This is a genomic window from Streptomyces roseoviridis (assembly GCF_039535235.1).
GTDB classification, from domain to species: domain Bacteria; phylum Actinomycetota; class Actinomycetes; order Streptomycetales; family Streptomycetaceae; genus Streptomyces; species Streptomyces roseoviridis.
In genome coordinates, this window is the sequence record NZ_BAAAWU010000001.1 from 1163939 (window position 1) to 1176044 (window position 12106).

General features: G+C 76.4%; 13 protein-coding genes. 6 read left to right on the forward strand and 7 right to left on the reverse strand.

The genetic code is table 11. From position 1 onward, the window contains the following. Positions 1 to 117: 117 nt before the first annotated feature. The 3 genes from ABD954_RS05110 to ABD954_RS05120 are packed head-to-tail and all read right to left on the reverse strand — an operon-like array spanning position 118 to position 2377. Positions 118 to 1149 (reverse strand): NAD(P)/FAD-dependent oxidoreductase, encoded by a 1032-nt coding sequence (locus ABD954_RS05110; protein WP_345484553.1) that lies wholly within the window; start codon positions 1147 to 1149, stop codon positions 118 to 120. Beyond that, entirely contained in the window at positions 1146 to 1700 is a 555-nt protein-coding gene (locus ABD954_RS05115; protein WP_345484554.1) for an isoprenylcysteine carboxyl methyltransferase family protein, read from the reverse strand. The genes ABD954_RS05110 and ABD954_RS05115 overlap by 4 nt, the downstream gene beginning before the upstream one ends. Beyond that, positions 1697 to 2377 carry a hypothetical protein gene (locus ABD954_RS05120; protein WP_345484555.1) on the reverse strand — a complete coding sequence of 227 codons (681 nt, stop codon included), beginning with the start codon at positions 2375 to 2377 and terminating at the stop codon, positions 1697 to 1699. Before ABD954_RS05120 ends, ABD954_RS05115 begins: the two co-directional genes overlap by 4 nt. A 79-nt stretch (positions 2378 to 2456) precedes the next feature. Here ABD954_RS05120 and ABD954_RS05125 point away from each other — a divergent pair, with 79 nt between their 5' ends. Further along, complete coding sequence (locus ABD954_RS05125) at positions 2457 to 3374, forward strand: UbiA family prenyltransferase (protein WP_345484556.1); 918 nt, start codon at positions 2457 to 2459, stop codon at positions 3372 to 3374. A 102-nt stretch (positions 3375 to 3476) separates the two neighbouring features. Here the strand turns inward: ABD954_RS05125 and ABD954_RS05130 are convergent, their stop codons facing one another. The 4 genes from ABD954_RS05130 to ABD954_RS05145 form a co-directional block, all read right to left on the reverse strand. After that, entirely contained in the window at positions 3477 to 4358 is an 882-nt protein-coding gene (locus ABD954_RS05130) for a glycosyltransferase (protein WP_345484557.1), read from the reverse strand. Positions 4359 to 4677: 319 nt separating this feature from the next. Next, positions 4678 to 5235, reverse strand: coding sequence for a DM13 domain-containing protein (locus tag ABD954_RS05135; protein ID WP_345484558.1), 558 nt, complete (start codon positions 5233 to 5235; stop codon positions 4678 to 4680). Between the two features lie 212 nt (positions 5236 to 5447). Further along, positions 5448 to 6503: a PucR family transcriptional regulator gene (locus ABD954_RS05140; RefSeq protein WP_345484559.1), complete on the reverse strand. Its 1056-nt coding sequence runs from the start codon at positions 6501 to 6503 to the stop codon at positions 5448 to 5450. A gap of 73 nt (positions 6504 to 6576) precedes the next feature. Beyond that, on the reverse strand, positions 6577 to 6876 hold the full coding sequence (locus ABD954_RS05145; protein ID WP_345484560.1) for a hypothetical protein: 300 nt from the start codon (positions 6874 to 6876) through the stop codon (positions 6577 to 6579). A 491-nt stretch (positions 6877 to 7367) separates the two neighbouring features. Between ABD954_RS05145 and ABD954_RS05150 the strand changes: the two genes are divergently transcribed. The 5 genes from ABD954_RS05150 (at position 7368) to ABD954_RS05170 (ending at position 12067) form a co-directional block, all read left to right on the forward strand. Then, the gene (locus ABD954_RS05150; RefSeq protein WP_382746121.1) at positions 7368 to 9260 is read left to right on the forward strand and encodes a potassium channel family protein; all 1893 of its coding nucleotides are present in this window, start codon (positions 7368 to 7370) and stop codon (positions 9258 to 9260) included. A gap of 114 nt (positions 9261 to 9374) precedes the next feature. Beyond that, positions 9375 to 10220: a leucine-rich repeat domain-containing protein gene (locus ABD954_RS05155; RefSeq protein WP_345484561.1), complete on the forward strand. Its 846-nt coding sequence runs from the start codon at positions 9375 to 9377 to the stop codon at positions 10218 to 10220. Between the two features lie 62 nt (positions 10221 to 10282). After that, positions 10283 to 10522, forward strand: coding sequence for a hypothetical protein (locus ABD954_RS05160; RefSeq protein WP_345484562.1), 240 nt, complete (start codon positions 10283 to 10285; stop codon positions 10520 to 10522). Beyond that, on the forward strand, positions 10519 to 11502 hold the full coding sequence (locus tag ABD954_RS05165) for a DNA polymerase Y family protein (RefSeq protein WP_345484563.1): 984 nt from the start codon (positions 10519 to 10521) through the stop codon (positions 11500 to 11502). The genes ABD954_RS05160 and ABD954_RS05165 overlap by 4 nt, the downstream gene beginning before the upstream one ends. Positions 11503 to 11659: 157 nt before the next feature. Next, positions 11660 to 12067 (forward strand): guanyl-specific ribonuclease, encoded by a 408-nt coding sequence (locus tag ABD954_RS05170; RefSeq protein ID WP_345484564.1) that lies wholly within the window; start codon positions 11660 to 11662, stop codon positions 12065 to 12067. Positions 12068 to 12106: the final 39 nt, after the last annotated feature.

Genomic DNA, 12106 nt, shown 5'->3' on the forward strand with positions numbered 1-12106 from the left:
TCCCGCCGGTACGGCGCCGGTGAGGAGTTCCCGGGCGGCACGGGCGGCCACCACGCCCGACACCCTGCTCCGGCCGCTGCCGGTGGGGGCGCGTCCTCCGCCCCGGTCCGGCAGCGGTCAGGCCAGCAGGTTCACGGCGCTCCGGAAGAGGCCGGGGAACCGGGCGGCGGCCGGTGTGATCAGAGGCGCCAGCGGGGGCTGGCTGCGGACCCAGAGCAGGGATCGCGTCAGGAGCCGGTAGCTGCGGGTCAGACGGCACCAGGCCGGTTCGTACGCCTCCGGGCGGCCCTCGGCGAGACAGCGTACGAGGGTGTCCGCCGCCGTCAGGGCGAGGGTGAGGCCCTCACCGGTCAGCGCGTCGACGTACCCGGCGGCGTCCCCGGCGAACAGCACCCGGCCGGCCACCCGAGTGCGGGCCTGCTGACGCAGCGGCCCGGCGCCCCTGACCGGTGTCCTTTCGGCCGCGCGCAGCCGGCCGGCCAGCGCGGGGAAATGGGCCAGCTGGTCGTCGAAGGGCAGGTGGCGGGAGGTGAGGACGGCGACGCCGAGCTGCCGTGGTCCGAGCGGAGTGACGTACGCCTCGCAGTGGGCGGACCAGTGCACCTCGACCAGGTCGGTCCACGGCTCGACGGCGTAGTGGCGCCGCAGGCCGTACCGGAGCGCGGGGCGCCGTCCGGCGGCGGGCCGCACGCCCAGGCCGAGCGCGCGCCGGGTGGGCGAGTGCAGTCCGTCGGCCGCCACCAGATAGCGGGCGGTGATCCCGTCGGCGGTCACGTACGTGTCGGACTGGGCCACCCGGCGGACGCGGTGCGGGACGACCGGGACCCCGAGCTCGGCGGCCCGGGCGGCGAGTGCCTGGTGCAGCACCGTGCGGCGCACGCCGAGGCCGTGCCCGGCGCGGAAGGGGGCTTCCGCGCTGTGGCCGCCGTCGGCGTCGGCGTAGCGGATGCCCCGGAGGTGCCGGCCGGGCACCCGTACGTCGAGGGCGCCCAGGGCGCGTACCGCCGCCGGCATCAGCCCCTCGCCGCACGCCTTGTCGATGGGCGCGGGCCGGGGTTCGGCGACCATCACGTCGAAGCCGCGCCGGGCCGCGTGGATGGCGGTGGCCAGTCCCGCGGGACCGCCGCCGACGACGAGGAGGTCGATCACGGCGCGGCACCGGTGGCGGGAAGCGCGCGGGACGGCGCCAGCGCGGTGTTCTCGCAGCGGACGCGGACGGCGATCAGGGCCGCGTTCAGGAGGGAGAACGCCAGGGCGGTCAGCCAGGCGGTGTGGACCAGGGGCAAGGCGGCGCCCTCGGCCACCACCGCGACGTAGTTCGGGTGGCGGAGGTAGCGGTAGGGGCCGGCGGCGACGAGGGGAAGGCCGGGGACGATCAGCACCCGGGTGTGCCAGCGGGGCCCGAGCGTGCCGACGCACCACCAGCGCAGGGCCTGCGCGGCGAGCGTGAGGGCGAGCGCGGGCCAGCCGAGCAGCGGCAGGAACGGCCGGTCGGCCGCCCAGGGTTCGACGAGGCAGCCGAGGAGGAGCGCGCCGTGCAGCGCGACCATGACCGGGTAGTGCCCGGCACCGTACTCGCGGGCGCCCCGCTCCCGGCTCCAGGCGCCGTTGCGCCGCGCCACGGCGAGCTCGACGAAGCGTTCGGCGACGACCAGCAGGACGAGGACGGTGTACGCCGTGAGGGTCACGGTCTCGGTCACGGCAGCCTCACCAGGTCAGGACGACGCGCTCGGACGAGGTGCCGGGCCCGGAGGCGGGCATCGGGCCCGCCGATCCGGGCGGCGGCGGGCCGGTCCGCGTGTCCGCCGGGATCCGCGGCACCGACGCGGACGGCAGGCCGCCGTGGCCGGCCAGGGCGCGGCGGCTCGCCGCGAGTTCCGCGTCCAGTCTCGGGCGCCGGCAGGCCGGGTCCGGCGGCGGGCACGTCCAGGATCTCGGGGCCGCCGCGCCGGCAGATCCATGCCGTCACGTCCCCCGGTTCGAGGTCGTGCACGGAGAGCTCGCGGCGACGGTCGAGCGACACGGCGAGAGGGCGGCCCTCCCCACCGGTCTCCGCGTGCGGCCGGCGCGCGAGACCCCGGGCCGGTGCGGGCGGCAGGCCGGGTCCGGCGGCGGGCACGTCCAGGATCTCGGGGCCACCGCGCCGGCAGATCCCTGCCGTGACGTCCCCGGGTTCGAGGTCGTGCCCGGAGAGCTCGCGGTGACGGTCGAGCGGCACGGCGAGCGGGCGGCCCTCCCCACCGGTCTCCGCGTGCGGCCAACGCGCGAGACCCCGGGCCGGTGCGGGCGGCAGGCCGCGGACCAGGTCTCCGGTGGTCTCGTGCTGCGGGTAGCGGTGCGGCGGGGAGGCCGTGCTCACCGCGAGGACGCGGGTCATTGCTCCAACATAGGGACGGAGGGGCGCCGACGCGCTCAACCCGGCGGTCGTGGGCGCGCCGTCGCCTAGCGTGGAGCGGGTGCGCCCCACCACGGACGAAGGCCCCCGCCCCCTCGCCGCCGCCGCGGCCACCCGGTCGGCGGGGCCCGGGGCGGTGGTCGGTCTGCTGAAGGCGAGTCACCCGGCGCCGACGGCGACGGTGACCGTCCTCGCGGGGCTGCTGGCCGCCGCGTTCGGCCTCGGCCCGGCTTCCGCGGCCGGCGCGGTGGCCGCGGTCGTCGCGGGCCAGCTGTCGATCGGCTGGTGCAACGACCGGCTCGACCTGCGGCGCGACCGGGCCGCGGGCCGCCGTGACAAGCCGCTGGCCACGGGCGCCGCGCGGCCGGGCACGGTGGGCACGGCAGCCTGCGTGGCCCTGCTCGTCTGCGTCCCGCTGTCGCTGGCCTGCGGGCTGGGGGCCGGTGTGGTGCACCTCTGCTGCGTCGCCGCCGGCTGGGCGTACAACCTGTGGCTCAAGCGGACGGTCCTGTCCTGGCTGCCGTACGCCCTCGCCTTCGGGCTGCTGCCCGCCTTTCTGACCCTGACGCTCCCGGGCCGGCCGTGGCCGCCCCCGTGGCTGACCGTCGCGGCGGCGCTGCTCGGGACCGGTGCCCACTTCGCCAACGTCCTGCCGGACCTCGACGACGACCTCGCGGCCGGGGTGCGGGGGCTGCCGCAGCGCGTGGGGCGGCGCGGGTCCGTGGTGTCGGCCGCCGTCCTGGCCCTCGCCGCCTGCGTGCTGCTCACGGCCGGTCCGACGGGCCGCGTGTCGCCCGCCGGAGCCGGCCTCATCGGCGTGACCCTCGCGGTCTGCCTCACCGCCTCGGCCGGGCCGCCCGCTCTGCTGCGCGGCCGCGTGCCCTTCCTCGCCCTCCTGGCCCTGTCCGCCCTCGACGCCACGCTCCTGGTGCTGGCCGTGGCCGCTCCGGTCACGGGAGGGGGCGGGGGCGGGCCGTGAGGGGGCGCCACGGGGTGACGGTGACCGGGGGCCCGCCCCCGGTTGAGCCGTCCCCGGGCAGGTGCGGCCGTCAGCCGACAGCCCGCGCCGGGCGGGCGGTGCTCACCGCGTGCGGGTGCTCGCGTCGACGCGGCGTGCCGCGTCCTCCACGGGGGCGGGCAGCGGGCGCCGGTCGCGGAGGGCCGCCGGGAGCCGGGTCAGCACCCCGCGCAGCGCCTGCCGTGCCTCCGGGTCGCTCCAGGCGTCGGCGGCGAGTTCTCCGGTGCGGCGCAGGGCGACGGGGAGGGGGCGGCGGAGCCAGGCGGTGACGACGCCGTTGCGGCGCTGGGCGGCGGGGCGGCCGGGGCGGACGCCGCCGACCGGGTGGTGCACGGCCACCACCTCGGGGCAGTGGCACACGTCCCAGCCGCGGGCGGTGATGTCGTACGCGAGGAGGGTCTCCTCGCCGCCGATGAACAACAACGGGTGGTAGCCGCCCGCCGCGAGGTACGCCTCCCTGCGCGCGACCGCGGCGCAGGCCAGGTAGCCCAGCACGCGCGGCCCGGGCAGGCCGTCGTCGTGACCCAGCGGGGAACGGGCCAGGACGTCGTTGAGCGGGTCGTCCGCGCCGCCGGGCCCGGCCCGCACGCCGGCCGCGATGAGGCCGACCCGTCGGTGCCGGTCCAGCAGGTCGGCGGCCCGCGCCAGGGACCCCGGCTCCCACCAGGAGTCGTCGTCGCTGAAGGCCACGTACGGCGTGCGGGCCCGGCGCACGCCGAGGGTGCGGCCGGGCGCGCCGAGGTTGCGGCCCGGGGTGAGCACGACGACGTCGGGGTGGTGCCGGGACACGGCCTCGGGCGTGCCGTCCGCCGACGCGTTGTCGACCACGATCACCGGGGGCCGCTCGGGCAGCCGGCTCAGCCGGTCCAGGGTCGCGAGCAGCTGGTCCCGGCGGTTGTGGGTGATCACGACGACGGTGAGGCGGCTGTCGGCCTGGTCGGGCACGGGGTCCTCCGGTACTCGCTCGGGACCTTCGGAGCGGGACGCCGGGGAGGGGTCCGGGCTGCGTACGGGAGGCGTACGGGGTGCCTACGGGCTCCGCTACGGGTGCTCCTGAGCGGCACCCTACGTGCGCGGGCACTGGCCCGCACCCGGCGGACGGGACGGTCGGCGGCGGACGGCGCCGGCCCTCCGGACGGCCGGGGGACGGTGAGCAAGAACCTGTTCCCGCGGGGCGCCCTGCCCCGTCCGGCCCGCCGCCTCCCGGACCGGCCCGCCGCCTCCCGGCCCGGCCCGGCCCGGCCACTCCCACCCGCCCCGGGCCTCAGGCGCGGGCGAGCGCCGCCGCTCCGAAGGAGACGTCGAACCGGTCGCACCAGATGCTGACGCTCGGGTACGCCGACCAGTCGACATCCGCCGGCAGCGGGTAGTTCTGGTCGCCCTTGTTTCCCTTCAGTCCGGCGAGGTCGACGTACTCGCCGTCGTCGAAGACGCCCCAGCCCGCCGTGCCCTCCTTCACCGGCGCGTCGCTCAACCAGACGCGCAGATCGGGGCCGTTGCTGGTGTCGAGGCCCTCGATCCGGAGCGTATGGGACCCGTCCGCGAGCCGGACGACCTTCACCACGCCCGTCGTGGCGTGCTCGTGGCTGATGAAGCGGCCCTGAGCGACGGTGACGGGACCGGCCGGTGACGGAGCGGCCGGGACGGAGGGCGCGCCGGTCCGCGGTGCCCTCGGTGTCGCCTCCGCCGAGGGCAGCGCCTCGTTCACCGTCTCGTCGACCCACAGCGCCCAGGGCTTGAACCACAGCAGCCCCGCCACCGCCACCGCCGCCCCCGCGACGACCACCGCGGTCCACCGCCGCTTCCTCGTGACGCGCCCCATGACGATCCGCCCTTCCCGTCGCTTCGTTCGCGTTCGCGCGCGTCGTTCGCGTCCGCGCGTCGTTCGCCTACGTCCACCATTCAAGGCGATCGGGCGCCCGCCGGACATACCCGACCCGGTGACGAAAGCGTCACCGTCCTCCCTCGGAGGGGTGCGGAGCGGGGCCCGAGGGCGCGAGGCGGGGGCCTCAGCCCGGCCGGCGGCGGGCCCGCTCAGAGGCTCTTTCCTGGCCAGCCGAGGAGGCGGGCGCCGATGGTGGCGGTCTGGAGGGTGTAGCGGCTCGCGGGGTCGGTGGGGTCGGTGCCGGTGAGGCGGTGGATGCGGTCCAGGCGGTAGGTGACGGCCCGCACCGACAGGTTGAGGTGGCGGGCGGCCTGCGTGGTGACGCATCCGCTGTCGAAGTACGCGGTCAGGGTGTCCAGGAGCGGTTCCGCGCCGCCGCGGGCCGACGTCAAGGGGCCGAGGACACTGTGGACGAGGTCCTCCATGGCCTGCCGGTCCCGGGTCAGCACCGGATAGACGAGCAGATCGGCCGCGTACAGGACGGGCGCGTCGAGGTCGAGGCGGTCGGCGAGATCCAGGGCGCCGAGGGCTTCCTCGTACGAGTGGACGACACCGCGCGGACCGGGCTGGGGCCGGCCGATCGCCACCTGGCCGCCGCCCGTGGCGGCGAAGGACTGCTTCGCGAAGTACGTGAGGACGTCGGCCTGGTCGCCCGGGGCGACGCACACGATCCGGCCGCCCTTGGTGGTGAGCAGGACGTGCCGGTCGCCGAACCTCCCCAGGAGGGACCGCTCCACCCGCTGCGGCACCGGGTCGGCCTCGCCGTAGGACTGCGGACCGCGCGCGACGGCCACCGCGTGGGCCTGCGAGAGCCTGAGGCCGAAGCGCTCGGCGCGCTCGGCTATCCGCCCGAGGTCGCTGCGGCCGTACAGCAGGTCGTCGATGAACTCGCGTCGCTCGGCCTCCTCCTGACGCACCGCCAGGCGCTGGGCCCGTTCGAATCCTCCGGCGAAGGCGTCGACGGACTGCTCGACGACGGCGAGCAGGTCCAGGGTGGCCCGCCGCGACAGCGGCTGCTCGGGCCAGGCGGCCCGGACCGCCGCCAGGTGATGGCCGATCGACGCGCGCAGGGCGCGGCCCTCGCGGGCGGCCTGCTCCCCGGACTCCCTGCGCCGCTCCACCTCGTCCCGGCTCAGCCGCCGGCCGGTCGCCGCGACGTCCGCGAGCAGACCTTCGTACTCCTCCACGTCTCGCTCCTCCCTCATCTCCCCGCTCCCTGAGGCTCCTTACGGCCGCGCCGGGCGCGGCCGACGGGCAGAGCGCGGTCGGCTCCTGTGCTCACGTCGCCCCCTCGGCCGGTCCTTCGGCGGCTGCCCGCCGGGCCCGCTGCCGGTCCAGCTCGAACATCCCGAGCAGCGCCGTGGCGGCGTTCAGCGGGAAGGCCACGGCTTCGGCGACGGCGGTGACGCCCCAGGCGCGCCCGATGCTCGCCGCCACGGCCGCGCACAGCAGGGTCGCGGGCAGGATCCGGCGCCACAGGGGCAGTTCGGTCATCCACCACACCCGGACGCACAGCACGAGGTCGAAGATCAGGAAGGCGAGGGCGAAGAGGGCGATCAGCATCAGGGAGAGGGGCACGGCCGGATTTTCCTCGTGGGCGGACGGAAGGCGGTGCCGACCGGACTTCCCGGCTCACCAGCGCACGATCCTACGGGGCGGGACGGTTCCGTGCAGTCCTCGAACGGTCCCGACGAACCCCGCGCGCTCGCCGACCGGCGGGCCGAGGTCGCCCGCCCGGCCGGTCATCGCGTTCGGCCGCCGGACTACGTGCCGAGCCGGGCGAGACCATCGCCGCACCACCGAGCCGCGCGGCACGACCGCCGCGCCGGGCGCCCTGAACGGCGCCCGGCCGCCGGCCCGTTGGCACCTGAACCGGGGTCCGGTCGTGCCCGCCGCCTGCGGCCTGGAGAGCGCGCGGCATCGAGGAGGCGTCAGGACTGCCGGGAACCGGCAGTGAACAGGGGTGCCCGCGTGTGGAACCCTCATCGTGACGGCGGACCACAGCGCCGCAGACGCGGCGGGCACACAGGGCCGCCACGTGATCCGAGGCGGCACCCACGGGGGGAAGCATGACGGCACTGCCGCGCCAGGAAGGGCCGCTGGACGGCGGGCACATGGTGGTCTGCGGGGACGACGGGCTGGCGCGCCGGCTCGCGGCCGAGCTGCGCGAGGTCTACCGCCGGCGCGTCGTCCTCCTCGTCACCGCCGGTGCGCCCGCGGACCAGGTCGCGGCCCCGGGCGCGGACCCGGGCGGCGGACAGCCCCCGCACGAGATGGCCGCACCGGCGCCCACGCGGGAGGCACTGCTGCGGGCCGGCGCGGACCGGGCGGCGGCGCTGGCGCTGCTGTACGAGGACGACGAGACGAACCTGCGGGCCGCGCTCGCCGCGCGCAGGCTCAACCCGGCGCTGCGGCTGGTCGTGCGGATGTACAACCGCAAGCTCGGCCGCCACCTGGAGGAACTCCTCGACCAGGCGGCCCTGGTGGCCGTGCCGGGCGCGGACCGGGCGGCCCTGGAGGCGTCCACGACCGTGCTCTCCGACGCCGACACCGCGGCACCGGCGCTCGTGGCCACCGCCCTCGCCGACACCAGCAGGGTCGTCCAGGCCGACGGGCTGCTGCTGCGCGCCGCCGAACGCCCGGCGCCGAGGCGAGGCGAGGTGGCGGACCCCGGCCTGTGCACCCTGGCGCTGCTGTCCTCGACCACCGCGGACCCGGCCGGCAGCGAGGGCTCCGAGGCGAGCGGCGCCCAGGGCCCGGAGCTGCTGCCGGACGACCGGGCCGTACGGGGCTCGGCGGGCCGCGGCACGGTCGTCCTCGAAGCCCTCCGCCGGAGTGGCCCCGTCCTGCCGTCCCGTCGGCTCACCCGGGGCGGTGTCCCGCTCGGGGAGGTGTTCTCAGCCCGTCTGCGCTGGTCGCTCGCCGGCATCGTCGCCGCGGTCCTGGCGCTGACCGTGACCACGGCCGCGCTGACCGACGCCGACCCCGTGCACGCCGCCTACCTGACCCTGCTCGACCTGTTCTCGATCAACGATCCGGCCCTGGAGGAGACGCCCGCCCGGCAGGTCCTCCAGCTCCTTTCCGGCCTGGTCGGTCTCGCCCTGCTGCCGCTGCTCATGGCCGGAGCGCTGGAGGCCCTGGGCACCTTCCGCGCGGCCGGGGCGCTGCGCCGCCCGCCGCGCGGTCTTTCCGGGCACATCGTGCTGCTCGGCCTCGGCAAGATCGGCGCACGGGTCCTCACCCGGCTGCGGGAACTGGACATCCCCGTCGTCTGCGTCGAACAGGACCCGGACGCCCGCGGCATCCCCCTCGCCCGGGACCTCGGCGTCCCCGTGGTCCTCGGCGACGTCACCGAGGACGGCGTCCTCGACGCGGCCCGGGTCCACCGGGCCGACGCCCTGCTCGCCCTGACCAGCTCCGACACCACCAATCTGGAGGCCACGCTCGCCGCCCGGACCCTCAGGAGCGACCTGCGCGTCGCGCTCCGGCTGTACGACGACGACTTCGCGGCCGCCGTCTACCGCACCCTGCGCTCCGCCCATCCGGATGCCGTCACCCGCAGCCGCAGCGTCACCCATCTCGCCGCCCCGGCCTTCGCGGGCGCCATGATGGGCCGCCAGATCCTCGGGGCCATCTCCGTCGAGCGCAAGGTCCTGCTCTTCGCCGCCCTCCTCGTCGCCGGAAACCCACAGCTCGAAGGCCGCACCGTCGCCGAGTCCTTCCGTCCGGGCGCCTGGCGGGTGCTCGCCCTCGACACCGCCGGTCCGGAGTCCCGCTCCCCCGACCTCGCCCACACCGGCCACGACGGCGACCACCGTTCGCTCCTGTGGGACCTCCATCCCGGTCATGTCCTGCGCCCCCAGGACCGCGTCGTCATCGCCGCCACCCGCCGGGGCCTGGCCGAACTGCTCTCACCGCCCGCGCCCGCCCCGCCCTCGCCGCGGGCGCCGGCGCGGTCCTGACCGCCCCGCGGGGCCGCGCCGGCGAGACCCGGCTGTCCCGGACGTACGCCGGCCGTCGAAGATGACAGGGTGCGGGCCGCCTCCCGGCCCGCCCCGAGGAAACCGGAAGCCGAATTGAAGATCATCCGACGGCCCGACGGGCGGGCCGAGATGTTCGTGATCGACGAGCCGTGGGATCCCGTCCACGCCGAGCGCTTCGCGGACGGCACCTGCGACGGCCTGGTGGTCGGGGCGCCCACCGACCGGAAGGCGGGTCCCGACCTCGCTTTCCTGCCCGGCCTCACCGGGCTGCGCAGCCTCCGCGTCCTGAAGGGGATCGCGGACCTCTCCCCGGTGGCCCGGTGCACGGGGCTCGAACGGCTGCGCCTTCCCGCGTCCGCCGCGCGGGCCCTGGACCTGTCCGGGCTCGTGAACCTCCGGGAGCTGGAGATCCCGTGGCCGGCCGGTGCCCGCAGCGTCCACGCGCTGACGTCCGTCGAAGACCTCGTGATCACCCGGTGGAAGGGCGAGTCCCTTTCCGTACTCGGCGACAAGCCCGCCCTCCGTAGCCTCCGCATCGAATCCGTGCGGAACCATGTCACCGATGCGAAGGGGGCCGCACTCCTGCCAGGTCTCGACGAGCTCCGGTTCTACGACGGGCGTCTGGCCCGTGCCGAACTCCTGTCCGGGGCAGCGGCCTTGACGGACGTGTCCCTTCTGTCCACGAAGACCGACGCGATCGATTTTGTGGCCGGGCTTCCCCGGCTGCGGAGGCTGGAACTCGAGAACAGCGGCGAGATCGCCTCGCTCGCTCCCCTCGCGGCCCATCCCGCGCTCCGCGAGGTGGTGATCTCCGGCTCGACCCGGGTGGCCGACGGGGACCTCTCGCCCTTGGTGGACAACTCCCGCCTGACCTTCGTCGCCGTCGAGCGCGGGCACGCGCACGACAGCCACGCGCCGCACGAGGTCCGCAAGGGCTGACCCGCCGGGGTCACCCCTGGCTCGGGTGGCGCCAGAAATCGAACAAGTGTTTTGATAGGAGGGTGGAGCACCAGCCCTTTCCCCTCGACCTCGTCCGCACCCAGACCGCGTGGACGGCCACCTATGCCGCGCTCGCGGCGCCCGGCCCCGGCGGCACCACCGCGCTGCGGCGGCGCCTGCTGCGCCTGTCCACACGGCTGCACTGGCACACGCACTGGGCGGCGCCCGGCGCGGGACCGGCCGGGCGGGTCGAGCTGCGGGCGCTGGTGCGTGGGGGACGCGGGGAGAAGGTGACCGCGTGAGCGCATCCGTGATCCTGCACGTGCGGTGCCGACCGGACGTCGAGCCGGAGACCCACCGCGCGCTCCTCGCACTCCTGGAGGACGTCAGCCCGGTCGTGCGGCCCCTCCCTCCGGCCGCGGCGCTCGTCCAGATCGGCGGGACGCTCCGCGTCCACCGCGCCGACCCCGGCACGCTCGCGCAGCGCACCCGCGTCCGCGCCCTGCTCCAGGGCATCGACGTCCACATCGGCGTCGCCAGCACGTGGGCGACCGCCGCGACCGCGTCCGCCCGCACCGGACCGTCCGGGGTGCTGTGGCTGCCCGACGAGCGCGCGGAGCAGCGGTTCCTCGCCCCGCTGGACATCTCCGCCCTGTACGGGGTCGGCGCCACGACCGCCGAGACCCTGCGCCGCTACGGCCTGCACACCGTCGGCGCGCTCGCCGAGCAGCCCGAGGACGTCGTCTGCCGGCTCGTCGGCAAGCAGGGCAGACTCCTGCGCGACCGCGCGCGAGGGATCGACCGCCGGACCGTCACCCCCGGCCGCCTGCCCGCGGCCGCCACCGTGAGCCACGCCTTCGAGCGCGACGTGCTCGACCCCGTCCTGCTGCGGGCGGCCCTCCTCGACCTCGTCGCCACCCTCGCCGAACGGCTCCGCGCCCGCGAGCAGATCGCCCGCGGCCTCACCCTGACCGTGCGCCTCGCCGACGGCGCCGACGTCGAGCGCACCCGTCGCCTGCCCGCCCCCTCGGCCCACACCGACGACCTGCGCACCGCCCTGTGGCGGATCTGGGACGCCATGGCCTACCAGCGCGCCCGCATCCGCCGCCTCGTGCTCACCGCCGAAGACCTCGCCCCGGCGGAAGAGGGTCCCGGCACCCAGCTCTCCCTCGACCCGGCCCGCGAGGCCCGCCACCGGGTCGAGCCGGTGCTGGACGCGATCAACGCCCGGTACGGCCGGCCCCTGGTCCGCCCCGCCGGCGCCTACCGCAAGGCGGGCTGACACCCGCCGGAGGTCAGGACCGCCGGCGCCGGGCGGAGGCGGCGTGCGCACAAGTCGTTCACCGTCCCGCCGCGTGAGTGTGGACTGCGGCAACGGCCGGTGAACGCTGCCGAGTTGTTCTTGACGCACCGACGTCTACGCGCGTCATCATCGGCGCATGCGAATCCCCCCACGGTTCACCCTCCCGGTCGTCGCCGCGCTGCTGTCCACCCTGTTCGCCGGGCCGGCCACGGCGGCCGCCCCTCCCCCCGCCGGCGTCCTGGTCACCGCCCCTTCGAGGGTCGGCAGCATCTGCTCCTCCCACCTTCCCGCCCAGGCGCACGACACCCTCGGCCTCATCCGAAGCGGCGGCCCCTACCCCTTCCGCCAGGACGGCAGCGTCTTCTCCAACCGCGAAGGCATCCTGCCGAGCCGGACCACCGGCTACTACCACGAGTACACCGTCATCACCCCCGGCTCCCCGACGCGCGGCGCCCGCCGCATCGTCACGGGCAGCGCCGAGCGGGAGGACTACTACACCGCCGACCACTACGCGTCCTTCGACCTCGTCGACCACACCTGCTGACAGCACCGTCGTCCCCGCGCCGTTCGTGATCGAAGGCCG

What these genes read in the sequence shown, in the direction of transcription:
- ABD954_RS05120 (WP_345484555.1), bottom strand. Translation starts at nt 2,377, where the DNA reads ATGACCCGCGTCCTCGCGGTGAGCACGGCCTCCCCGCCGCACCGCTAC.
- ABD954_RS05135 (WP_345484558.1), bottom strand. Translation starts at nt 5,235, where the DNA reads ATGGGGCGCGTCACGAGGAAGCGGCGGTGGACCGCGGTGGTCGTCGCG.
- ABD954_RS05140 (WP_345484559.1), bottom strand. Translation starts at nt 6,503, where the DNA reads ATGAGGGAGGAGCGAGACGTGGAGGAGTACGAAGGTCTGCTCGCGGAC.
- ABD954_RS05150 (WP_382746121.1), top strand. Translation starts at nt 7,368, where the DNA reads ATGACGGCACTGCCGCGCCAGGAAGGGCCGCTGGACGGCGGGCACATG.
- ABD954_RS05170 (WP_345484564.1), top strand. Translation starts at nt 11,660, where the DNA reads ATGCGAATCCCCCCACGGTTCACCCTCCCGGTCGTCGCCGCGCTGCTG.